The organism is Micromonospora sp. NPDC023737, from assembly GCF_040639715.1.
Classification (GTDB): domain Bacteria; phylum Actinomycetota; class Actinomycetes; order Mycobacteriales; family Micromonosporaceae; genus Micromonospora.
This window is the reverse complement of record NZ_JBFAAL010000005.1, coordinates 384027-406541: the sequence shown is the minus strand read 5'-3', so window position 1 is coordinate 406541 and position 22515 is coordinate 384027. Positions and strand designations below refer to the sequence as shown.

At 74.1% G+C, this 22515-nt stretch carries 24 protein-coding genes; 13 read left to right on the top strand and 11 right to left on the bottom strand.

Annotated elements, in window-relative coordinates:
* The first annotated feature begins 248 nt into the window (after positions 1-248).
* Complete coding sequence (locus tag AB0F98_RS15165; protein WP_350792664.1) at positions 249-1043, top strand: hypothetical protein; 795 nt, start codon at positions 249-251, stop codon at positions 1041-1043.
* 169 nt (positions 1044-1212) lie between these two features.
* On the opposite strand, the gene AB0F98_RS15160 is transcribed toward AB0F98_RS15165, so the two are convergent.
* The 4 genes from AB0F98_RS15160 to fabG all read right to left on the bottom strand — a co-directional run bounded on the left by AB0F98_RS15160 (position 1213) and on the right by fabG (position 4651).
* Complete coding sequence (locus tag AB0F98_RS15160; protein ID WP_357734540.1) at positions 1213-1992, bottom strand: HAD-IIA family hydrolase; 780 nt, start codon at positions 1990-1992, stop codon at positions 1213-1215.
* A 36-nt stretch (positions 1993-2028) separates the two neighbouring features.
* Positions 2029-3057 (bottom strand): ferrochelatase, encoded by a 1029-nt coding sequence (locus tag AB0F98_RS15155; protein ID WP_357734537.1) that lies wholly within the window; start codon positions 3055-3057, stop codon positions 2029-2031.
* A gap of 88 nt (positions 3058-3145) precedes the next feature.
* The gene (fabI, locus tag AB0F98_RS15150) at positions 3146-3913 is read right to left on the bottom strand and encodes an enoyl-ACP reductase FabI (RefSeq protein WP_357734534.1); all 768 of its coding nucleotides are present in this window, start codon (positions 3911-3913) and stop codon (positions 3146-3148) included.
* 33 nt (positions 3914-3946) lie between these two features.
* Positions 3947-4651, bottom strand: coding sequence for a 3-oxoacyl-ACP reductase FabG (fabG, locus tag AB0F98_RS15145; protein ID WP_357734531.1), 705 nt, complete (start codon positions 4649-4651; stop codon positions 3947-3949).
* A gap of 158 nt (positions 4652-4809) precedes the next feature.
* Between fabG and AB0F98_RS15140 the strand changes: the two genes are divergently transcribed.
* From AB0F98_RS15140 to AB0F98_RS15120, 5 genes are all read left to right on the top strand, one after another.
* A complete protein-coding gene (locus AB0F98_RS15140) occupies positions 4810-6033 on the top strand; it encodes a histidine kinase (protein ID WP_357734528.1) in 1224 nt (407 codons plus the stop codon).
* Positions 6030-6692, top strand: a complete 663-nt coding sequence (locus AB0F98_RS15135) for a response regulator transcription factor (RefSeq protein WP_357734525.1) — start codon at positions 6030-6032, stop codon at positions 6690-6692. The genes AB0F98_RS15140 and AB0F98_RS15135 overlap by 4 nt, the downstream gene beginning before the upstream one ends.
* Before the next feature lie 96 nt (positions 6693-6788).
* Positions 6789-7718: an alpha/beta hydrolase gene (locus tag AB0F98_RS15130; RefSeq protein ID WP_357734522.1), complete on the top strand. Its 930-nt coding sequence runs from the start codon at positions 6789-6791 to the stop codon at positions 7716-7718.
* Positions 7715-8935: an acyltransferase gene (locus tag AB0F98_RS15125; RefSeq protein ID WP_357734519.1), complete on the top strand. Its 1221-nt coding sequence runs from the start codon at positions 7715-7717 to the stop codon at positions 8933-8935. Before AB0F98_RS15130 ends, AB0F98_RS15125 begins: the two co-directional genes overlap by 4 nt.
* A 129-nt stretch (positions 8936-9064) precedes the next feature.
* A complete protein-coding gene (locus AB0F98_RS15120; RefSeq protein ID WP_357734517.1) occupies positions 9065-9214 on the top strand; it encodes a hypothetical protein in 150 nt (49 codons plus the stop codon).
* Positions 9215-9315: 101 nt separating this feature from the next.
* Here AB0F98_RS15120 and AB0F98_RS15115 read toward each other — a convergent pair whose 3' ends face one another.
* The 3 genes from AB0F98_RS15115 to AB0F98_RS15105 are packed head-to-tail and all read right to left on the bottom strand — an operon-like array spanning position 9316 to position 12343.
* Positions 9316-10266, bottom strand: coding sequence for a VWA domain-containing protein (locus AB0F98_RS15115; protein ID WP_357734514.1), 951 nt, complete (start codon positions 10264-10266; stop codon positions 9316-9318).
* Positions 10263-11240, bottom strand: a complete 978-nt coding sequence (locus AB0F98_RS15110) for a DUF58 domain-containing protein (RefSeq protein ID WP_357734511.1) — start codon at positions 11238-11240, stop codon at positions 10263-10265. Before AB0F98_RS15110 ends, AB0F98_RS15115 begins: the two co-directional genes overlap by 4 nt.
* Positions 11237-12343: a MoxR family ATPase gene (locus AB0F98_RS15105; protein WP_357734508.1), complete on the bottom strand. Its 1107-nt coding sequence runs from the start codon at positions 12341-12343 to the stop codon at positions 11237-11239. The genes AB0F98_RS15110 and AB0F98_RS15105 overlap by 4 nt, the downstream gene beginning before the upstream one ends.
* A gap of 242 nt (positions 12344-12585) precedes the next feature.
* Between AB0F98_RS15105 and AB0F98_RS15100 the strand changes: the two genes are divergently transcribed.
* The 3 genes from AB0F98_RS15100 to AB0F98_RS15090 all read left to right on the top strand — a co-directional run bounded on the left by AB0F98_RS15100 (position 12586) and on the right by AB0F98_RS15090 (position 15200).
* Positions 12586-12816 (top strand): hypothetical protein, encoded by a 231-nt coding sequence (locus tag AB0F98_RS15100; RefSeq protein WP_350792650.1) that lies wholly within the window; start codon positions 12586-12588, stop codon positions 12814-12816.
* Between the two features lie 73 nt (positions 12817-12889).
* Complete coding sequence (locus tag AB0F98_RS15095; protein ID WP_357734767.1) at positions 12890-13423, top strand: PH domain-containing protein; 534 nt, start codon at positions 12890-12892, stop codon at positions 13421-13423.
* 409 nt (positions 13424-13832) lie between these two features.
* Entirely contained in the window at positions 13833-15200 is a 1368-nt protein-coding gene (locus AB0F98_RS15090) for a PH domain-containing protein (protein ID WP_357734764.1), read from the top strand.
* 11 nt (positions 15201-15211) lie between these two features.
* Here AB0F98_RS15090 and AB0F98_RS15085 read toward each other — a convergent pair whose 3' ends face one another.
* Entirely contained in the window at positions 15212-16300 is a 1089-nt protein-coding gene (locus AB0F98_RS15085) for a phosphatase PAP2 family protein (protein WP_357734505.1), read from the bottom strand.
* A gap of 162 nt (positions 16301-16462) precedes the next feature.
* On the opposite strand from AB0F98_RS15085, the gene AB0F98_RS15080 reads away from it, so the two are divergent.
* Both AB0F98_RS15080 and AB0F98_RS15075 read left to right on the top strand, forming a co-directional pair.
* The gene (locus AB0F98_RS15080; RefSeq protein WP_357734502.1) at positions 16463-16867 is read left to right on the top strand and encodes a hotdog domain-containing protein; all 405 of its coding nucleotides are present in this window, start codon (positions 16463-16465) and stop codon (positions 16865-16867) included.
* Positions 16864-17697, top strand: a complete 834-nt coding sequence (locus AB0F98_RS15075) for an MBL fold metallo-hydrolase (RefSeq protein WP_357734499.1) — start codon at positions 16864-16866, stop codon at positions 17695-17697. The genes AB0F98_RS15080 and AB0F98_RS15075 overlap by 4 nt, the downstream gene beginning before the upstream one ends.
* Before the next feature lie 180 nt (positions 17698-17877).
* Here AB0F98_RS15075 and AB0F98_RS15070 read toward each other — a convergent pair whose 3' ends face one another.
* Complete coding sequence (locus AB0F98_RS15070; RefSeq protein WP_357734761.1) at positions 17878-18321, bottom strand: MarR family transcriptional regulator; 444 nt, start codon at positions 18319-18321, stop codon at positions 17878-17880.
* Between the two features lie 93 nt (positions 18322-18414).
* On the opposite strand from AB0F98_RS15070, the gene AB0F98_RS15065 reads away from it, so the two are divergent.
* Positions 18415-19659 carry a multidrug effflux MFS transporter gene (locus AB0F98_RS15065; RefSeq protein ID WP_357734496.1) on the top strand — a complete coding sequence of 415 codons (1245 nt, stop codon included), beginning with the start codon at positions 18415-18417 and terminating at the stop codon, positions 19657-19659.
* Positions 19660-19741: 82 nt separating this feature from the next.
* Here the strand turns inward: AB0F98_RS15065 and AB0F98_RS15060 are convergent, their stop codons facing one another.
* Positions 19742-20677, bottom strand: coding sequence for a carbohydrate kinase (locus tag AB0F98_RS15060; protein ID WP_357734492.1), 936 nt, complete (start codon positions 20675-20677; stop codon positions 19742-19744).
* 111 nt (positions 20678-20788) lie between these two features.
* On the opposite strand from AB0F98_RS15060, the gene AB0F98_RS15055 reads away from it, so the two are divergent.
* Complete coding sequence (locus AB0F98_RS15055; RefSeq protein WP_357734489.1) at positions 20789-21202, top strand: nuclear transport factor 2 family protein; 414 nt, start codon at positions 20789-20791, stop codon at positions 21200-21202.
* Positions 21203-21301: 99 nt separating this feature from the next.
* Here the strand turns inward: AB0F98_RS15055 and AB0F98_RS15050 are convergent, their stop codons facing one another.
* Entirely contained in the window at positions 21302-22453 is a 1152-nt protein-coding gene (locus AB0F98_RS15050) for an XdhC family protein (RefSeq protein WP_357734486.1), read from the bottom strand.
* Positions 22454-22515 lie beyond the last annotated feature (62 nt).

Sequence of the window (22515 nt, the reverse complement as noted above, 5' to 3'; positions counted from 1 at the left end):
CCGGGTCAGGGCGGCACGCCGGGTCAGGGCGGCACGCCGGGTCAGGGCGGCACGCCGGGTCAGGGCGGCACGCCGGGCCGCGACACCGGATGAACGGTACGAAATGCTCCCGATGGCGTGCCACCAGCGCATGATCGACGGGACCTGACGGGCCGGTACGGAGACGGCGAAGCGGGCAGTTCGGCGCAGGCCACGCCGCCGCACCGGCAGCCGAGACACAGCCGGTCGCGACCACGTACCCTTTCGGCATGTCCACCCCCGCAACGGGCGCGGCGACGCTGACGCCCCGCCGGTCGAGCCGGTTCGTTGCCTGGGTACGCGCGTGGCGCGCCGGGCTGGTGCCCTTCGACGAGGTCGCGAACGCGATCGCCGGTCACGAGGAGCACCTGGTCGCGGATGCCCCCGGCACCTGGACCGACGTACCGCTGGGCGAGGCGCTGCCCATCCTGGCCAAGCTGTCGCCCGACGAGATCCGTCTGGTGCTGCCCGCCCCCGGCGACCCTCGCGGGCTGCCCGGGCCGGGCGACTTCACCGGCACGGCGCTGGACGTGGGCGAGGCGGTGGTGGCCGGCGGGCTCGGGCTGATCCCGCAGGTACGCACGCACACCTCGGGCTCCGGTGACACCTTCGAGACTGTGCTCTGGCAGGTCTACCCGCTGCCCGCCAACGCGCCGGCGGCTTCGCTGACCCTTCCCGGCGCCGCCGAGGCGGAGGCGGAACTCGCCGCCGCGCTCGCCGAGACCACCGCCGCGCTGACCCGCCTCGACGTGGCCCAGTGGCGGCCCGAGCTGGCCGGGGCGCTGGAGGCGCTACGCCGTCCCGACGGCACCACCGACCTGCCGCCCGGCTTCGATCCGCGGGCCCGCCGGCTGTTCGCCCGGGCCGCGGTCCTGGATCGGGTGCTCGCCCTGGCCGGCCACACGGCGCCGGGCGGCGCGATCAACAACTACGAGGCCCAGCAGCGCGACGCCGCCCTGCGCCCGCTGACCACGGCGTGCCGACAGGCGCTGGTGGCCGCCTGCAACGCCCCGCTGCGCCCCTGAGCGACGCCGGCCGCGGCACCACCTCGCCGCCTGGACCCGGGCCCGATCCTGCCGTCCGGCGAAACCGCCCGTCGGCGGGTGCGCGGGCGAGGCCCGGAGAGCTGTCAGTCCTGGTCCGGGCGGTAACGGTGGCCGCCGGTCGCACCGGCGGCCACGCTGAACCGTCAGGTCAGATCTCGTCGATCAGGTCCGCCACCGACTCGACCATGCGCGACGGGCGGTACGGGTAGCGTTCCGCCTCGGCCCGGGTGCTGATCCCGCTCAGCACGAGGATCGTCTCCAGGCCGGCCTCCAGGCCGCACAGGATGTCGGTGTCCATCCGGTCCCCGATCATCGCGGTGCTCTCCGAGTGCGCGTTGATCGTGTTCAGCGCCGAGCGCATCATCATCGGGTTCGGCTTGCCGACGAAGTACGGCTCGATGCCGGTCGCCTTGGAGATCATCGCCGCTACCGAGCCGGCGGCGGGCAGCGCGCCCTCCATCGACGGCCCGGTGACGTCCGGGTTCGTGCAGATGAACCGCGCCCCGTCGTTGATCAGGCGGATCGCCTTGGTGATCGCCTCGAAGCTGTAGGTGCGGGTCTCGCCCAGCACCACGTAGTCGGGTGCGAAATCGGTCAGCACGTAGCCGACCGCGTGCAGCGCGGTGGTGAGTCCGGCCTCCCCGATGACGTACGCCGTGCCGCCCGGCCGCTGCTCGCCGAGGAACTGGGCCGTGGCCAGCGCCGACGACCAGATCGACTCCTCCGGCACGTCCAGCCCCATCCGGCTGAGTCGAGCCTGCAGGTCCCGCGGTGTGTAGATCGAGTTGTTGGTGAGCACCAGGAAAGGCTTGCCGGAGGCGCGCATCCGCTTGATGAACTCGGGCGCCCCCGGGACGGGCTGGCCCTCGTGCACCAGCACACCGTCCATGTCGGTGAGCCAGCTCTGCACGGGCTTACGGTCAAGCATCGGATGCTCCCAGGTCTGTCGGCGGGCGGGTCGGTGTCAGGAGCGGCGCGGCGGGACGCAGCAGACCGCCGGGCAGGTGTCCCAGAGGGGCAGTTCGCCGAGGCGTCGACGCAGCTTCGCCCCGTCCGGGTCGGTTCGCTCGGCGACCAGCTCCCGGACCATCGCGACGAAGCGCGGGTCGACGCCGGGAGTGCCGGCGCGGGCGAAGTCCAGGCCGAGCTCCTTCGCCGTCTGCCGCGCCTCCGTGTCCAGGTCCCAGACCACCTCCAGGTGGTCCGAGACGAACCCGATCGGGCTGATCACCACGCTCGTGGTGCCCGCCTCGGCGAGCGCGGCCAGGTGGTCGTTGACGTCCGGCTCCAGCCACGGCACCTGCGGCGGGCCGGACCGGCTCTGCCACACCAGGTCGTACGGCAGGTCGGGCGCGGCGGCCGCGGCCACCAGCCGGGCGGTCTCGCGCAGCTGCGCCTCGTACCGGCCGCCGTGCGGGCCGGCGCTGTTCGCCATCGAGATGGGCACCGAGTGGGCGGTGAAGACCAGCCGGGTGCTGTCCCGCTTCGCCGGGTCGAGCTCGCCGAGGGCGGCGCGTACCGCGTCGACGTGCGGCTCGACGAAGCCCGGGTGGTCCCAGAACTGACGCAGCTTCTCGATCATGGGCGCGTCCGGGCCCACGGCGGCACGGGCCGCGGCGATGTCCTCCTGATACTGGCGACACGAGGAGTAGCCGCCGTACGCGCTGGTGACGAACGCGAGGGCGTTGGTCACCCCGTCGTCGCGCATCTGCGTCACCGTGTCGGCGAGCATCGGGTGCCAGTTGCGGTTGCCCCAGTAGACCGGCAGATCAACACCGTTCGCGGCGAAATCGGCACGGATCGCCGCGAGCAGGTCCCGGTTCTGCTGGTTGATCGGGGACACCCCGCCGAAGTGCTGGTAGTGCTCGGCGACCTCGGCCAGCCGCTCCGGCGGCACGCCACGACCGCGGGTGACGTTCTGCAGGAACGGCAGCACGTCCTCGGGCCGCTCCGGCCCCCCGAAACCGACAAGTACCACCGCGTCGTACGCCATGGCTCCCATTCTTCCCCGCGGCCCGACCGCTCCGACGACGCCCCCGCCGACTGGTGCCCCCGATCGCGGCGGGGGCACCAGGGGCGAATCAGGCGCCGAGGGCGTGGTAGCCGCCGTCGACGTGCACGATCTCACCGGTGGTGGCCGGGAACCAGTCCGACAGCAGCGCCAGGCACGCCCGGGCGGCCGGCTCCTGGTCGGTGAGGCTCCAGCCCAGCGGGGCGCGTTCGGTCCAGGCTTCTTCGAACTGGTCGAAGCCGGGGATCGACTTCGCGGCCATGGTGCGCAGCGGACCGGCCGACACCAGGTTGCTGCGGATGCCCTGCTTGCCGAGGTGCAGCGCCAGGTAGCGGGAGGCGGATTCCAGCCCGGCCTTGGCCACCCCCATCCAGTCGTAGACCGGCCAGGCCTTCGTCGCGTCGAAGGTGAGGCCGACCACGGCGCTGCCCGGGGACATCAGCGGCAGCGCAGCCACCGCCAGCGACTTGTAGGAGTACGTCGAGACATGGACCGCGGTGGCCACGTCCTCCCACGGCGCGTCGAGGAAACCGCCACCGAGGCAGCTCTGCGGGGCGAAGCCGATCGAGTGGACCACGCCGTCCAGGCCGTCGACGTGCTCGCGCACCTTGTCGGCGAGCCCGGCCAGGTGCTCGGTGTTCGTGACGTCGAGCTCGATCACCGGGGCCGGCTCGGGCAGCCGCTTGGCGATCCGCTCCACCAGGGAGAGCCGTCCGAAGCCGGTCAGTATGACCTGCGCCCCGTTCTCCTGCGCGAGCTTCGCCACCGAGAAGGCGATCGAGGCGTCGGTGATGACGCCGGTGACCAGCAGCCGCTTACCGGCCAGCAGTCCGGACATGCCGGGTTCCTCCGTCCTGTGTGGTGATCTGGGTCAGTGGCCCATGCCCAGGCCGCCGTCCACGGGGATCACGGCGCCGGACACGTAGCCGGCCCCGTCCCCGGCCAGCCAGGTGACCACGGTCGCGACCTCGTCCGGGTGGGCCATCCGGCCGGCCGGGATCGACTTGCGGATCTCCGCCTTGCGTTCGTCGGACAGCACCGCGGTCATGTCCGTGTCGATGAAGCCCGGCGCCACCACGTTCGCGGTGATGTTGCGGCTGCCCAGCTCACGGGTGATCGAGCGGGCCACACCGACCAGTCCGGCCTTGCTGGCCGCGTAGTTGACCTGGCCGGCGCCCCCGGCGAGGGCGACCACCGAGGAGATGAAGATCATGCGGCCCCACCGGGCGTGGAGCATCTTGGTCGAGGCGCGCTTGGCGCAGCGGTAGGCGCCCGTGAGGTTCGTGTCCAGCACCCGGGTGAACTGCTCCTCGGACATCCGCATGAGCAGCGTGTCGTCGGTCATGCCGGCGTTGGACACCAGCACCTCGACCGGGCCCAGCTCCGCCTCGATCGCGGTGAAGGCGGCGTCCACCGACTCGCCGTCGGTGACGTCACAGCGCACACCGAAGAAGCCCGCCGGGGCCTCCCCGCTACGGTAGGTCACCGCCACCCGGTCGCCCTGCTTGGCGAAGGCCTGCGCGATCGCCAGGCCGATCCCCCGGTTACCCCCGGTCACCAGCACGGTACGGGCCACGATTCCCCCTTGCGACGTCACGAGCGCGGACGGGACGGAGCCTAGGCGTTACCGGTAGGTAAGCGCTAACCGGAGTGCCGTGTCACACCTGGGTACGACCCGCGGAATGGCTCTGCGGGGGCACGACCGGAACGTCGCGTCGAACTACTGTGCGTGGGATGGATCGCAGTCCCGTCCACGCCGCCGTGTCGGCCCTGCGCCGCGTCGTGGCCGGGCCGGACTACCCGGCGATCCGGCCGCTGCGCCGCTCGCCCCGGATCGCCGCCGTCGTTTCGGCGATCGGGGCGCTGGCACTGGTCGGGCTGACCCTGGTCACCGTGGTGTTCCTGCTCGACTCGCGGCGACTACCCATCGCCAGCGCGTGGCTGATCGCGGTGCTCACCGTCGCACCACTGCCGCTGCTGCCGAACCGACCGCTGTGGGCCTGGCGGGTCATGTTCGTCGGGCAGCTGCTCGGCACCTTCAACCGGCAGTCGACTGAGGTCTGGCCGTGGAGCCCCAGCCAGGTCATCGTCATCGTCATCGTGCTGACCGTCGTGGCCGCCCGGGTCGACCGGGCCGTGCTGGCCTGGATCGGCCTGTTCAGCCTCGTCCCGGTCTGGATGTACGTCGCACCGGCCGCCCAGGTCGGCATCAGCCTGCTCTTCGTCGTGCTGCTCATCGTCGGCGATCTGGTGCGGCGCAACGTGCACACCCGGCGGGCGCTGGCCGAGCAGGCCGAGCTGAGCGAGCTGGAGAAGGCCCGGCGGGCGGTGTTGGAGGAACGCACCCGGATCGCCCGGGAGATGCACGACGTGGTCGCCCACCACATGTCGATGATCGCCGTGCAGGCGGAGACCGCACCGTACAGGCTCGACGCGGTGCCCGGTCCGGCGCGCGACGAGTTCGCCGCCATCGCCGACTCCGCCCGTGCCGCCCTGACCGACATGCGCCGGCTGCTCGGCGTGCTGCGCAGCGACTCGGAGGACCCGCGGACCACGCCGCAACCCGACCTGGCCGACCTGCCCGACCTGGTGGCGTCCGCCCGCCGCGCGGGCATGGCGGTGGTCTCGACCACGGACGTACCGACCGCGCCGCCCGCCCCGGTCGGGCTGGCCGCGTACCGCATCGTGCAGGAGGGGCTGGCCAACGCCGCCCGGCACGCGGCGGGCGCAGCCGTGCGCGTGAACCTGCGCGCCCACGGCGGACAGTTGGCGGTGCGTGTGTCGAACGCCGCCGACGGCGTCGCGGCCGGACCGGACCGGGCCGGCGGGCACGGGCTCACCGGCATGCGCGAGCGGGCCGTCGCGCTCGGCGGTACGTTCACCGCCGGTGTCACCGACGACGGCGGCTACGCGGTCGAGGCGACCCTGCCGTACGCCGACGACGAGGAGAAGTCATGATCCGGGTGCTGATCGCCGATGACCAGGCGATGGTGCGGCAGGGCTTCGGCGCGCTGCTCGCCGCGCAGCCGGACCTGCTGGTGGTCGGCGACGCGGCGGACGGCGCGCAGGCGGTCGCCGCCGCCCGCCGGTTCGACCCGGACGTGGTGCTGATGGACGTCCGGATGCCGGTGCTGGACGGCCTGGCCGCCACGCGCAAGTTGCTCGCCGACGGGGCCGTGCAGCGACCCCGGGTGCTCATCCTCACCACCTTCGATCTGGACGACTACGTCTACGACGCGCTGCGCGCCGGGGCGAGCGGGTTCCTGCTCAAGGACGCGCCGGCCGCCGACCTGGTGCACGCGGTGCGGGTGGTGGCCGCCGGAGACGCCCTGCTCGCCCCGGCGGTGACCCGTCGGCTGATCGCCGAGTTCGCGGCGCGCCCGGAGCGGCACCGGCCCCGCCCCACCGAACTGGCCGCGCTGACGCCACGCGAGACCGAGGTGCTGCGGCTGATCGCCCGGGGTCGGTCCAACCAGGAGATCGCCGCCGACCTGGTGGTCGCCGAGCAGACCGTGAAGACCCATGTGGGCCGCATCCTGACCAAGCTGCACCTGCGGGACCGGGCGCAGGCGGTGGTGCTGGCGTACGAGACGGGACTGGTCGCCGCCGGCGAATAGCCCCGGAGTATCGGGACAGAGATCCCTCCGCGGGGTGACGCTCGCCCCCGTGCTCCGCACGCACTCTCCCAACCGAGATCCGGAAGGGAGAACGAGATGCGTTGGACAGTCCCCACCCGAGCCGCGCTGGCCGTCCTGTTGAGCACCGGGCTGGTGGTCGGTCGGCCGGAGCCCGGCACGGCGGCCGGGTTCGTCGAGGCGTACCCGGTCACCGCGGCGGCGATGCGCGCCGCAGGGGCGCCGTACGCCGACTGGGCGGCCCAGGGGCGGCGGTTCCTGCTGTTCGACAGGCGCGGCGACGGTCGTGCCGTGGAGGTCCTCGGCGACCTGGCCACGGCGGACCGCATCGTGGTGCTGGTGCCCGGGGTGGGCACGACGCTGCGCGACTTCGACCGGGGGCTGGGCGGGGTGGCCCGACGCGCACCGGCCGTACAGGCCGCCGCGCTCCACTCGGCGTTGCGGGCGGCGGAGCCGGACGCTCGGGTCGCGGTGCTGGCCTGGCTCGGCTACGACCCGCCGGACGGCGTTGTCGCCGCCGCCGGCCCGGCCCCCGCGCACCGCGGCGCCGCCGCACTGCGCACGACGCTGCGCGAACTGGCCGCGCACCGTCCGTCGGCCACGGTGACCGTGGTCGGGCACAGTTACGGCGCGCTGGTCGCCGGGCTGGCCGCTCACCACGCGCCGCCGCAGCTCACCGACGTGGTTACCCTCGGCGGGATCGGGACCGGCGCGGACCGGGCCGCCGCGCTCGGCCCGGCGCGGCGGATCTGGGCGGCGGAGGCGCCGGACGACTGGATCCGCCGGGTGCCGCCGGTGCGGCTGCCCGGCCTCGGACACGGCCGCCGGCCGGCCGACCCGGACTTCGGCGCCCGCGCCCTGCCGGCCGCCGACGTGCACGGGCACGACGGCTACCTCGTCCCGGGCACCAGCACCCTGGCCGCCGTGGCGTCGGTCGTGCTCACCGGCGCCGCCGAGGCGCCGGCCGCGGTACGCGTCGCCGCCACCACGACGGGGGCGGCCCGGTGACGCGGGACTGGCCGGTCGACGCGTTGCGCGGGTACGCGGTGGCCACGGTGGTGCTCGGGCACTGGCTGGTGACCGGCCTGGTGCTCGCCCAGGACGGCTCGCTCGAACAGGCCAGCCCGCTCACCGCGATGCCGGCCCTGGCCCCGGTCACCTGGGTGCTGCAGACCCTGGGGTTGTTCTACTTCACCGCCGGGTACGCCTCGGCCCGCTCGGCCGCGCGGTACCGGGGCGGCCAGGCTCGCTGGCTCGCCCGCCGCCTGCGCCGGCTGGTGCTACCCGCGGTCGCGCTGCTCGGCAGCGGTGCCGCGGTGCTGCTGGCGGCGACCGTGGCCGGCGCCCCGGACGGCACGCTCTCCGTCGCGCTGACCCTCGCGGTGAGTCCGCTGTGGTTCCTGCTGCCGCTCTGCGCCCTGGTGGCGCTGACCGGCCCGCTCCGGGCGGCCGTACGCCGGTGGGGGCCGTGGTGGTGCGCCGCGCCGGCGGTCGCAGCGGTGGCCGGCGCCGATTTGGCCGACCGGCTGCTACCGGCGGTCGACGCGGTGCTGCCGATCCGCCTGCTGGCCGCCTGGGCGGTGCCCTACCTGCTCGGCCTGGCGTACGCCGACGGACGGCTCACGGGGCGCAGACCGGCCGCCGCGCTGGCGGTCGGCGGCGCGGCGACGCTCGCCGCCCTGATCCCGGCCGGCTACCCGGCCAGTGCCGTCGGGGTGCCCGGGGCGGCGATGTCGAACCTGAACCCCCCGTCGCTTTTCGCGGTCGCACTGGCGGTCACCCAGATCGGCCTGGGGTTGCTCGCCCGCCCGGCACTGCTACGACTCGGCCGCCGGCCGGTACCCGCCGGGGCGGTGGACACCGTGAACCGGTACGCGCTGCGGATCTACCTCTGCCACCAGCCCGTACTGGTCGGCCTCACCGCACTCACCGCGCTCGCCGGCGGGCCGCTGCCCGGACTGCACACCGCACCCGACGGCCCGCGCTGGTTGCTGGCCCGCGCGTGCTGGCTGCCGCTGCTCGCGCTGGTGCTGGCGACGCTCGTGCGTCGACGCCCGGAACGACCCGCCGCGGCGCCTCGTCCCGACGGACCGGCCGAATGCGAACGTCCCTCCCGCCGGGTATACGATGTTCATCGTTCCGAGCCCCGCCGAACGCAGGAGGTGATCGCTGTGCGAGATAGCGATCCTCCTAGTCGTGGCCGGGCCCATCGTCAGCCCCGCTGAGCCACGGCTGCAGCAGGTGAGCTGACCCAGCTCCGCTCCCGCACGTCAAGCTCCCGACTCCGGTCGGGGCGATGCCGCGCGCCGCCCGCTCGCTGGGCGTAACGGGGAGCATCCCGGTCACGAGTTCGTGTGTGCGTCCTGATCCACTCGACGGCCCCGGTGCGCCCGAGGCTGTCCAGTCGCCACTCGGAGCCGTCCATGAGCCGCTACGTCGCCCCGCTGGGGTTCACCCTCGCCGCCGTCTGGGTGGCGGTCCTCTTCGTCCTCGCCGGGCACTGACGCCGTCGTACCCGGGCCGGTCGCGCACCGATCACCGACCCGCCGCCCTCGGGGCCGACCGAGACGTACCCGTCCCGGCCGACCGCGAGGGCGGCCGGCCGTCACAGCATCCGGGACGACCAGAGCAGGCTCAGCGCCCCGGCGCAGAGCGCGAGCAGCAGCGCGATCCCCGCGTACCACTGGGTGATCTCCCGCGGCTCCGTCCGGAACCCGATCGAGCTGCCCATGTCCTGATAGACCTGCTTGAGCTCGGTCACCGAGGCCGCCTCGTAGAAGTAGCCCTCGGTCGTCTCGGCCAGCTCCGCCAGGGCCATCCGGTCCACCGGCACCCGTTGCAGCTGCCCGCCGATGTCCACCTGACCGCCGTCCGTGCCGAACGCGATGGTGGAGACCGGCACGTTGGCCGCCTGGGCGGCCGCGCCCGCCTCCTCCACGGCGCGGCCCGCGGTGCGGTAGCCGTCGGAGAGCAGCACGATCCTGGCCGGCGGAATCCCGGCGGCCCCGTCGGCGGGCACCGACCGGATCGCCTCCAGGCAGGTGAAGACGGCCTCCCCGGTCGCCGTCGCCTCGGCCAACACCAGCCCGTCGATCGCGCTGGTCACCGCGCCCCGGTCCTTGGTCGGCGGCACCAGCACGTTCGCCGACTTCGCGAACGAGACGAGACCCAGGTTGTAGCTCTCCGGCAGCTCGTCCACGAACTGCTTGGCCGCCTCCTGGGCGGCCTCCAGCCGGTTCGGCGCGACGTCGTCGGCCTGCATCGACAGCGACACGTCGATGGCGAGCATGACGGTGGCCCGTTCCAGCGGTTCCTTGGTGTCCACCGCCGGGCGGGCCAGCGCGGTGGCGAGCACGAGCAGGCAGAGCAGGAAGGCGGTGGCCGGCGCGTGCCGCCGCCAGCCGAGACCCTTCGGGGCCAGGGTGCGCAGCAGCTCCACGTTGGTGAAGCGCATCGCGTACGCCCGGCGGTTCAACTGCCGCCAGACGTACAGGGCGGCGAGGGCGAGCACCGGCAGCACGGCCAGCAGCCACCACGGTTGCATGAAACGGATCATCGTGTCGTCCCTCGGGTGCGGGTGTGCCGCTGCGCGGCCACGAAGCGCACCATGTCCAGCAGCCAGTCTCGGTCGGTACGCAGGCGCAGGTGCCCGGCCCCGGCGGCCCGCAGCGCGGCGGAGATCTCCGCCCGCTGGGCGGCAGCCGCCTCGGCGTAGCGGTGACGCAGTCGCGGGTCGGCGGTCTGCACCTCGTGCAGCTCGCCGGTCTCCGGGTCGACCACGGGCAGCACACCCACGTCGGGCAGTTCCAGCTCCCGCGGGTCGACCACCTCGACGGCCAGCAGGTCGTGGCGTACCCGGAGCTTCCGCAGCGGCCGGGCCCACTGCGCGGGCGGGGCGAGGAAATCGGACACGACCACGACCAGACCGCGCCGGCGGGGCGGCCGGTTCAGCATGTCGATCAGGGCACCCAGATCGCTGCGGCCGGGCCGCAGCTCGGTGCCGGCGACGGCGCGGAGCAGGCCCTGGGCCTCCCGGCGCCCCGAGCGGGCGGGCAACCGGGTCAGCGTCCCGGGCGCGGCGGCCGGCGCGACGGTGCGACGGCGACCGGCGGGCGGTACGCCGGCGCCGGTGCCGATCACCGCGCCGACCCGGTTGCCCCCGCGCACGGTCAGGTGGGTGATCGCGGCCACTGCCGCGACCACCACCTCCCGTTTGAGCCACCGCCCGGTGCCGAAGTCGAGGCTCGCGGACAGGTCCACCGCCAGCCACGTCTCCAACTCCCGGTCGGCGACCGTCCGCCGGACGTGCGGTGTGGTGGTGCGCGCGGTCACCGGCCAGTCCATCCGGCGTACGTCGTCGCCGGGGCGGTACTCGCGGGACTCCCCCGCCTCGCTGCCCGGGCCGGGCAGCAGTCCGACGTAGTCGCCCTGGAGCAGCCCGTCCAGCTTGCGGGTGACCAGCAGTTGGAGGCGGGCGAGGACGGCCTCGGAGCGGTCTGCGGGGGCCGGGCGAGGGGTGGCTGAGGTCATGGGCGCTGCCCGGGCCAGCCGGCCCCCGGCGGCGGCACGATGGGCGCCGGTGTCGCCTGCTGTCTCGGCGCGACCGAGGGCAGCGGGATCGTGGACATCACGCGGTGGACGATGTGGTCGGCCGGTACGTCGTCGGCGAGCGCGTCGTAGCTGAGCACCAGCCGGTGGCGCAGGATGTCCGGTGCGATGTCCTGCACGTCCTGGGGAAGCGCGTAGTCCCGACCGCGGAGCAGCGCCAACGCCCGGGTGGCCCGGACCAGCCCGAGCGAGGCACGGGGGCTGGCCCCGTACTGGATGAGCTGCGCGACGTCCGGCATGCCGTGCTCGGCCGGGGCACGGGTGGCGAGCACCAGCCGGACCGCGTAGTCGACCAGGGCGTTGTGCACGAAGACCTGGTCGGCCTTGCGTTGCAGCGCCACGAGGTCGGTGGCGCTGAACACGGGTGCCGGTTCGGGGGCGGCCACCCCCATCCGGTAGACGATCTCCCGTTCCTCGGCGTCGGTCGGATAGCCAACGACGATCTTCATGAGGAAGCGGTCCCGCTGCGCCTCCGGCAGCGGGTAGACACCCTCCTGCTCGATCGGGTTCTGGGTGGCCATCACCAGGAACGGGTCCGGCACCCGGTGGGTCTCCCCGCCGATCGAGACCTGCCGCTCGCTCATCACCTCGAGCAGCGCCGACTGCACCTTGGCCGGCGCTCGGTTGATCTCGTCGGCGAGCAGGAAGTTGACGAAGACCGGGCCCAGTTCGATGTCGAACTTCTCGCTCGACTGCCGGTAGATGCGGGTGCCCATGATGTCTGCCGGCACCAGGTCGGGGGTGAACTGCACCCGCGCGAACGAGCCGCCGACGACCTTGGCGAGAGTCTCGACGGCGAGGGTCTTGGCCACCCCGGGCACCCCTTCGAGCAGGCAGTGACCGCGGGCGAGGAGCGCGACGACCATCCGCTCCACCATCCGGTCCTGCCCGACGATCACCCTCTTGATCTCGAACAGCGCCCGTTCCAGCAGGGTCGCGTCCTCGGCGGGGGTGGTCACCGTCGGGGGCGTCGGGGGTGCTGTCCCGTTCGGCGTCGGGGCGTCGGGCGTGGTCGGCTGGGCCACCGGTCCTCCACAGCATGATCGGTTGTCGCGGCGTGGTGCGTATCAAGACTCGCATGCCTGGCTGAGTACCGAGGTGGGGAGAAGGCGATTTCCGCCGCGCCGTCCCGACCGGCCGGATCGCCACGTTCGGGGTGGACAGGAACGGCACTTGCGCGTGTACGATTCACCCGTCGCCGGGCGGCTCCCCCCGTGGCCGCCCGGCGCTCATCTCCTCTCCCTCCCGCTGGCCTAGACTGGCCCGGATGAGCATTCCCTCCCCCGCCGACGAGCCGCTGATCTGCTCGGCAAAGGGGTGCCAGGCGCCCGCGACCTGGGCGCTGCGGTGGAACAACCCTCGGCTGCACGACCCCGACCGGCGCAAGACCTGGCTCGCCTGTCCGGCACACCGCGAGACACTCGGCGACTTCCTCGACGCACGCGGCTTCCTGCGTGCGGTCGCACCACTGGCCGGATCGCCTACGCTCGAAGCGTGAGCGCGCAGAACGGAACGCCCCGGTGAGCGCCGCGGAGTCCCACCAGCCACCGGCCGCGGCCGGTCCGCCGTCCGTGCCGGGCCCCTTCCCGTCCCCGTCCGTGCCGGGCCCGCCGCCGGCCGGGCCCCTGGAGCCCTGGCCGGAGACCGTCCGCTGGCGGCCGATCTCCCGGGACCTGATCTGGGTCGAGTTGCTCAGGCTCGCCGCCGTACTGGCGGTCGTCCTGCTGGGAGTGGTGATCGGCTGGGTTCTCAACGGTCACTGGCTGTTCGGGCTGGGCCTCGCCGTCGTCCTGCTGCTGGGCGCGGGACGTGCCGTCTCGATCGTCCGCGCGGTCCACGCCTGGGGCTACGCGGAGCGTGCCGACGATCTGCTGGTCCGGCACGGGCTGCTGGTCCGGCGATTGTCCATCGTGCCGTACGCCCGGATGCAGTTCGTCGACGTCAGCGCCGGCCCGCTGGAGCGCGCCTTCGACCTCGCCACCGTCCAGTTGCACACCGCCGCGGCGGCGAGCGACGCCCGGGTGCCGGGGCTGCGGCCGGCCGAGGCATCCCGGTTGCGCGACCGGCTCACCGCGCTGGGCGAGGACCGGGCGGAGGGGCTGTGACCGTCCGTTGCGGCTCGTCGCCGGTGCGCACGGAGTCGGCTCGATGAGCGAGGGCCCGGCCGAGCCGGCTGCCCGCCCGCCGGCCCAGTCGCCCGAGCCGACGCCCGCCGGCACGCCGGCGCCGCCTGAGCCGCCCCCCGCTCCCGGAGCACCCGCTGCCGCCCCGGCGCCGGTTCCACCGCCGCACCCCGGCGGCCCGCCGTTCCCGGTCAATCCGGCGTACCCCGGCGCGCCGATGCCGTACCCGGGTCCACCGGCGTACCCGGGCGGACCGCCGCACGCCGCGCCGTACCCCGGCGGGCCGTACACCGCGCCCCACCCAGGTGGGCCGCCGCACCCCGGGCCGTACCCCGGTACGCCCTGGCCTGCGGCACCGTACGGCGGCCCGCCGCAGCCGGTCGGGCCCGGCATGTACGTCCGGCCCGGCCCGCCGGCCTGGCCGGATCCGGTGGAACCGCGAAAGCGGCTGCATCCGCTGAGCCCGGCCCTGCACGGCGCCAAGTCGCTGGTCGTGGTGATCGCCGGCCTCTCCTGGTCGACCCTGTCCCGGGTGGGCTTCGGCTGGTTCGCCGCAATGGTGGTGGCGCTGGCCCTCGGGGCGACCGTGATCTCGATCATCAGCTGGTACAACACCGGCTACCACGTGGTCGGCCGGGAACTGCGGGTGTACGAGGGGCTGCTCTGGCGACGTACCCGCGCCATCCCGCTGGAGCGGTTGCAGGCCGTGGAGGTGGTCCGGCCACTGCTCGCCCAACTCACCGGCCTGGCCGAGCTGCGCCTCGAGGTGGTGGGCGGCGGCAAGACCGAGGCGCCCCTCGCGTACCTCACGGTGGCCGACGCGGCCGCGCTGCGCGGACGGCTGCTGGCCCTCGCCGACCGGGCCGGGCAGCCCGCGGCCGCACCGGCAGCCGGCGCGACGGTGCCGGCAGCGGCGGGCCAACCGGCCGCCCCGGTGGCGGTGCCGCCCGGCCGGGCGCTGCACACGGTAGGCAACCAGGACCTCCTGGTCAGCCAGCTGCTCACGCCGCAGGCGTTCCTGCTACCGCTCGGTCTGGCGTTCGTGGTGGCGCAGTTCCTCTCCGAGGACTCGTGGTCGTTCATCGCGGTGGCGAGCACGCTCACGGCGATGGCCGGGGTGGTGCTGCAACCCGTCCGGCGGGTCCTCGACGACTGGAACTTCCGGCTCGCGCGGGACGACGGGACGCTGCGCGTCCGCAACGGTCTGCTGGAGACCCGGGCGCAGACCGTTCCACTGCACCGCGTGCAGACCGTACGGGCCACCTGGCCGCTGCTGTGGCGGATGAAGGGCTGGCTGCGGCTGCGGCTGGAGGTGGCCGGCTACTCGGTCGGTGAGGGCGACGAGCGGAACCGGCCGGACCGGCTGCTGCCGGTCGGGGACCTACCGACCGCCGAGCTGATCGTGGCGGAGGTACTGCCGGGGGTACGGCTGACCGGGCTGCCGCTCACCCCGCCGCCACCCCGGGCGCGCTGGCTGCACCCGCTCGGGCGCAACGCCCTCGGCGCCGGGCTGCACGAGCAGGTCGTGGCGGTCCGCTCCGGGCTGCTCACCCGGCAGTTGACCGTCGTGCCGTACGCCCGGATCCAGAGCGTCCGGGTGGTACAGGGGCCGTTGCAGCGCTGGCTGCGGCTCGCCACCGTGCACGCGGACACCGCGGGTGGCTCGGGCGCGGCGGCCGAGTCCCGCGACGTCGACGAGGCGTGGGTGCTGGCCGCGGAGTTGTCCGCACGGACGCACGCCACGCGCCGGTCCGGCTGACCTCGGCCGGCTCAGCCGGTGGCTCGTACCCCCGCCGGATCGGCGGCCGATGCGGCGTCCTCGGGCGCGGCCGGCGCCGCCACGGCCGTCGCGCCGTCACCGGTCGGCAGCGGGTCACTGCTCGCCGCCGCGGTGCCGGCCGGGCCTCGGCGGGCACGGTGGGCGGCCCACCACCGCTCGGCCAGGCCGACGACGAGGAAGGTCACTCCGACGTACGTCCAGCCGACCAGCACGTCGATCACGTAGTGCTCGCCCGAGTAGACCAGGGTGAAGGTCATCGCCAGCGGGTAGGCCAGCAGCAGCGGCCACCAGCGCTTACGGGTGGCCGTCAGGAAGAACAGCACCACGAAGAGCGCCCAGGCGGTGTGCAGCGACGGCATCGCGGCCACCGGATTCGAGGCGATCTGACCGGCGTTGAGCAGGTTGCCGGCGCCGTGCATGCCGAACTCCTTCCACCCCCGGGTGGAGATGCGGGCCACCTCCTCGATCAGGCCGTTCTGGGCGGCCCACCAGGGCGGGGCGGCCGGGTAGAGGAAGTAGGTGACCAGACCGGCGGCGCAGAGGAAGCCCCATCGCCGCATGTACGCCCCCCAGCGCGACCGGTTACGCAGCCACAGCACAGCGGCGGCGGTGAGCGTGACCACGAAGTGCGAGAAGTAGATCCAGCTGGCCGCCACGTCCCACCACTGCACCTCGGGCCGGTACAGGTGCTGCTGGAGCCAGACGGTGGGCACCTGCCCGCCCGTCGCCCAGCCGAACATGAAGCGGTCGGCGGCGACCAGCTCGTACGCGTGCGGCACCGCGCCGTTGTCGGCGAAGCCGCGGGAGAGGTTGTACACGGCGAAGAGCAGCACCACCGGCACCCAGTCGCGCGCGAAGCGCAGGTGGCTGCGCCAGGGCCTGGACGAGTGCCAGGCGATGGTGGCCGCCCAGATCCAGAGGAACGCGTACGCGGGGTCGGTGGGCAGCCCGATGAGGAGCCAGGCGGCGACGAAGGCCACCCCCCAGATCGTCATGGCGACCAGGCGGCGACGCCCGCCGTCCGGCGGCGCGGGCGGGTCGGTCCGGGCGGGGGGCTGGGGGTCAGTCACGACGGCCATCGCGGTCAAGGTTAACGGCGGGCGAGGCATCGACCGACGCCAGCCACCAGCGCGTCGCCGGCCGCCGGTCGGACTGTCGGAGCGCGGGCCGGTGAAGAGCGCCTGTCCACCGCCCGTCGCGGGCCGCCGATGATCGGCAGGACAGGGCCTAGGCTGTTGGCCATGCAGGAACAGCCCGAGCCCGGATTCACGCCGGGGCTGACCGCCCGGGTGGAGTTGACCGTCACCGACGCCGACACCGCGCAGGCGGTCGGCTCGGGAGATGTGCCGGTCCTGGGCACGCCCCGGGTTGTGGCGCTGGCCGAGGCGGCGTCGGTGGCCGCGACCGCGGCGAGCCTGCCGCCCGGCATGACCACGGTGGGGATCCGCATCGAGCTCGACCACCGGGCCGCCACGGCGGTCGGGAGAACGGTCCACGCCCAGGCCCGGCTCGCCGAGGTCGACGGGCGACGGCTGTTGTTCGAGGTGCGCGTGATCGACGGCGCGGAGACGGTGGCCGACGGGCGCGTGGAGCGGATGCTCGTGGACCGCCGGCGCTTCGTGGAGCGGGCCACCCGTACCGCATGACCGGCCGTTTCGTCGAGGTCGCCAACGGCGTGCACGTGTTCAACGAGCCGTTGCTCGACGTCAACGTCACGCTGGTCGTCGGGGACGGCGCCGCCCTGCTGGTCGACACGCTCTCCACCGCCGGACAGGCCACCGAGCTGGCCGCCGCCGCCCGAGCGGTCACCACCGCCCCGTGGACGGTGGTGAACACCCACCACCACTTCGACCACTGCTTCGGCAACGCCGTCATCGCCGGGCAGCCGCCCCGCCCGATCTACGCACACGAGCGCGTCACCGCAGCGTTGCGGGGGCACCCGGACCGGCTGCGCCGGGAGGCGTACGACGAGGTGTCCGCCGGCTGGCCGGCACTGGCCCCCGCGCTGGCCGCCACCGTGCTGCTGGCACCGACCCACTCCGTACGCACGGAGACGTTGCTGGACGTGGGCGGCCGGCCGGTGCTGCTGCGCCATCCCGGACCCGGGCACACCGACGGCGATCTGGTGGTGCACGTGCCGGACGCGGACGTGCTGATCGCCGGGGACCTCATCGAGGAGAGTGGGCCGCCCGCGTTCGAGGACGCGTATCCGCTGCGCTGGCCGGACGCCGTGGCCGACCTGTTGCGGCGCTGCACCGCGACCACGGTCGTGGTTCCCGGGCACGGCCGCCCGGTGGACGTGGACTTCGTCCGGGCGCAGCACCGGCAGCTGACGGAGCTGGCCGGGCTGACCCGGGCCGGGCACCGAGCCGGCGTCGCGCCGGAGCGGCTCGCCGCCGACGCCCCGTTCGGCCCCGACGCCGCGCTGACGGCGATCCGTCGCGGCTACGCCGAACTGGAGGCCACCGCCCCCTGAGCGGCGTGCACCCCCGCCCCCTTCAGAGGCCACCGCCCCCTGAGCGGCGTGCACCCCCGCCCCCTTCAAGAACGACTCGGGTTCCTTGAAGTCGGGGCGTCCACGGGCGCTGGACACCCCGACATCCACGCAACCCGAGTCGATCAACCCGCGACGAGGCCGTGCCCCCGGGCGCGGTGTTCAGCCGGGTTCGCGGAGCAGCTCGGCGAGCCGCTCCAGGTGCGGCACGGCGGCGGTCAGTGCCTCTCGCGCCTCGGGGTCGAGCCGGTTCAGCGCGTCGGTGAGCAGGGCCACCCGGTGCCGGTGGTGGTCGGCGATCCGCTGCTCCGCGGCCTCGGTGACCCGCAGCCGGGCCACCCGGCCGTCCACCGGGTCGCGCTCGCGTCGCACCAGTCCGGCCGCGCCCAGATCGCGCACCAGGGTGCTGACGGTGTTGGGCGCGGTACGCATCCGGCTGGCCGCCTCCTTGACGCTCACGCCCGGGTTCGCCCGGACCAGCAGCATCAGTTCCGCCTGCGCGTCGGGCAGTTCGGGACGGTTCGCCCGCTGGGTCGCCGAGCGACGCAGCAGCCGGTGCAGATCGCCCACGAGCGCGCCCAGCCGCGTCATGCTGTCGCTCGACATGACCTTCCCCACGAGATGACCCTACCCAGCAGAAATACCTCTGACTACAGAGCTAAGGTTACCGGCCGAGATCGTCTTGATGGGGGAAGAACCATGGTCCAGGCCGCCCAGACACCCGTACGGCCGCCGTCAGGCGGCCGCGACACGAACGCCGGACCGGCGCGCGGCGGCCCCGGTCTGGTGGCGCTGCTCGGCCTGCTGACCGCGTTCGGGCCACTGTCGCTGGACATGTACCTGCCGGCGTTTCCCGCCATGGCTCGCGACCTCGGGGCAGACCAGGCGCACATCCAACTCTCGCTCACCACCTGCCTGGTCGGAATGGCTGTCGGGCAGTTCGTGACCGGCCCGCTCAGCGACCGGATGGGGCGGCGCCGGCTGGTGCTCGCCGGCGTGCTCGCGTACGCCGTACTCTCCCTGGTCTGCGCGGTCGCACCGAACGCCTCCGCGCTGGCGGTGGCGCGCTTCGCCCAGGGCTTCGCCGGCGGGATGGGCGTCGTGGTGGCGCGAGCGGTGGTCCGTGACCTGCACTCCGGTCGGGCCGCGGCGAAGTACTTCTCCCAGCTCACACTGATCTTCGGCGTCGCTCCGGTCGCCGCGCCCGGCATCGGCAGCCTGGTGCTGCGGTTCGGCTCGTGGCGTGCGGTCTTCGTCGCCCTCGCCGCGATCGGCCTGCTGCTCGCCGCGGCGGTCGCCTGGCGGCTGCCCGAGACCCTCCCGGTCGAGCGTCGCAACGGCGCCGGGCTGGTCAGCACCGTGCGGACGATGCGGATGCTCACCACCGACCGGGTCTACCTCGGCTACGCGCTGACCCAGGCCCTCGCCTTCGCCGGGTTGTACGCCTACATCTCCGGTTCGTCCTTCGTCTTCCAGGACGTCTTCGGTGTCTCCGACACCACCTTCAGCCTGATCTTCGGCCTCAACGCGCTGGGCCTGGTCGCCGTGGGGCAGGCCAACGCGCGGCTGCTCGACCGTTCGGACCCGCGGACACTGCTCACCCGCACCCTGATGGTCAGCACGGCGGCCGCGGGTGGACTGCTCGCGGGTGCGGCGGTCGGCAGCGCGTGGGCGGTGGCGGCCTCCCTGTTCGTGTTCGTCGGCTCGCTGGGCATGGTGACGCCGAACAGCACCGCGCTCGGACTGGACCGCCATCCGCGCCACGCCGGCACCGCTGCGGCCCTGCTCGGAACGGTCCAGTCGGTGGCCGGGGCGCTCGCCGCCCCGCTGGTCGGCCTCGGCGGCGAGGGCAGCGGGGTACCGATGGCCGCGGTCGTCGCGGGCGCCGTCGTGCTCTCCCTCACCGCGGTGCTGGCCCTGACCCGCCCCAGCCCGACCGCCTGAACCCGTCGCCCACCGGGTCGCGCTCGCATCCCGCCGGCCGGTACCCGACCGGGTCGCGTACCGGCCCGCAGCAGGGCGCGACTCAGTCCGCGAAGCGGGCCAGGACGGCGGCGCGGGTGGGCATCGACGTGGCGCCGCCGGGCGACTCGCAGACCAGGCCGGCGACGCGCAGCGCGAACGCAACCCGCTCGATCCAGCCTGCCGGCTCCCCCGGCTCGCCGGCCACCAGCAGGTCGGCGATGATCGCGGCCATCACCGAGTCGCCCGCGCCTGTCGTGTCCACCGGATTGACCTTTGGCGCCGGTACCCGGACCGGGTCCGCGTCGGCGGCCGCGAGTACGGCGCCGTCGGCCCCGAGGGTCACCACCACCGTGGCGGCGCCGAGTTCCCGCAGGTACGCGGCGACGCCCTCGACCGGCTCGCCGGGATAGAGCAGCGCGGCGTCGGCCTCGCTCAGCTTGACCACGTGCGCTCCGGCGGCGAACTCGGCCACCACCTCACGCAGGCCGGCGAGCGCGGCCTCACCGTCGAGCAGCCGCGGGCGGACGTTCGGGTCGAAGACCCGCAGGCCGGTGGCGAGCGACCAGGCACGCCGCGCCGCGGCCAGCACCGTCGGACGGAGCAGCACGACCGAGCCGCAGTAGAGCACGTCCGCCCCCTCGACCACCGCGACGTCGAGGTCGTCGGCGGCGAGCAGACCGTACGACGGCGGCTCGCCGTAGAAGCGGAAGTCCGGTTCCGCACCGGCGTGCGTGATCACCGCGAGCGCGGTGGCCGCCGGCACGGTGACCGCCCCGTCGAGGCCGACGCCGGCGGAGGCGAGGAAGTCACGGATGCGGCCGGCCAGGGCGTCGTCGCCGAGAGACCCGACGAACTGCGCGGCACCGCCGAGCCGGGCCACCCCGACCGCCACGTTCAGCGGTCCGCCGCCGATCGCCTGCCGGAAGACCGGTGCCCCGTCGTACTCGGTCTCGATCAGGTCGACCAGCGCCTCGCCGAGCACCATCGCGTATCCCATTCCGGTCCCTTTCGTCCTCGCCCGCTGCCGCGCCGTCCGACGCGACGGTCACCCGCGCGCGACGTCACGCCTGGGGAGATCTTGTCGTACCAGGCTGGCACAGTGCGCACCGTGGCGAACGTCGAAGACACGGTAATGGCGTACTGGAACGCCTGCGAGAGCCGGGACTGGGCGCGGATGGTCATGCTGCTCGCCGACGACATGGTCTACCACCTGCCGCAGACCCGGGAGCGGATCCGGGGCCGCGCGGCGTTCCTCCAGTTCAACCGGGAGTACCCGGGCGGCTGGCACCTGTCGGTGACCCGGGTGACCGGGGCCGGCCGGCAGGCCGCCAGCTGGATCACCGTCACCGTCGACGGCGAGGAGCAGCCGGCGGTCAGCTTCTTCGACCTGGACGAGGCGGGCCGGATCAGCGTCATCACCGAGTTCTGGCCGGAGCCCTACGAGCCGCCGGCAGGCCGCGAGCACCTCGTCGAGCGCTACGCGATCGGTGAGGTTCAACCCGGCTTAAGGCCTGTTTCATAAGACCGTGCCCGGCTGCGCCGGACCCAGGCGACGACCGGCGGCGTTGTCGGACCGCCGCCTGGGCCTCGGCTCGCTCTGCCGCGCCTTGTGAAACAGGCCTTAGCCCGGGTGGTGGATGGGTCCGGCCAGTTCGGCCAGCGGTCGACCGCTGCCACGCCAACGATCGGCGACGATCTGCGCGGCCACGCTCACCGCGGTCTCCTCGGGGGTACGCCCGCCCAGGTCGAGCCCGATCGGCGAGGCGAGCCGGGTCAGCTGCTTCGGCGTCACGCCCGCCTCGCGCAGGCGCTTGCGCCGCTCGTCGTGTGTACGGCGGGAGCCCATCGCTCCGACGTACGCCATCGGGTGGCGCAGCGCCAACGCGAGCACCGGCACGTCGAACTTCGGGTCGTGGGTCAGCACGCAGACGACCGTCCGCCCGTCGACCCGTCCCGCGTCCAGCTGCGCCTGCAGGTAGCGGTGCGGCCAGTCGACGACCACCTCGTCCGCGCCGGGGAGACGCCGAGCGGTGGCGAACACCGGTCGGGCGTCGCAGACGGTCACCCGGTAACCGAGGAACGAGCCGATGCGGGCGACCGCCGCGGCGAAGTCGATGGCACCGAAGACGATCATGCGTGGTGGTGTGGTGTACGACGCGACGAAGAGGCTGACGCCGCTGCCGCGGCGCTGTCCGTCGTAGCCGTACCGGAGCATGCCGCTGCGGCCCGCGACGAGCAGCCCGAGCGCGTCGGCGGCGACAGCGGCGTCCAACCGTTCGCTGCCGAGCGAGCCGAGGACCCGATCGCCCACGAGCACCAGCCGGCGGCCCAGCCGGCGGCCCGGGTCGGCGGGGACCCCGCCGGGCTGGTCGCCGGAGTCGGCCGCGACGCAGGTGACGACCGCCGCCGCCGTCCCGGCCCGACGGGCCACGGCGACCGCGTCGAGCTGCGGAAAGCCGACCGGCTCGATCCGTTCGACGAACACCTCCAGCACTCCGCCGCAGGTCAGGCCGACGTTGAACGCGTCGTCGTCGCTGACGCCGTACCGGACCAGCTCGGGCAGGCCGCTGCCGAGCACGCCACGCGCCCGTTCGTAGAGGTCCGCCTCGACGCAGCCGCCGGAGACGCTGCCGGTGACCGTGCCGTCGGCGGTGACGAGCATCGTGGCGCCGGGTGGCTGGGGCGCCGACCGCCAGGTGGCCACGACCGTGGCGAGGGCCACCGCTTCGCCGGCCCGCCAGCGGCGGTGCAGTTCGTCGAATGCGTCCTGCATTCGCACCGTCCCACCTCCCGGCGCGCCGCCGGGCTCTCACCGCCAGACGGGTTAAGTCCGGC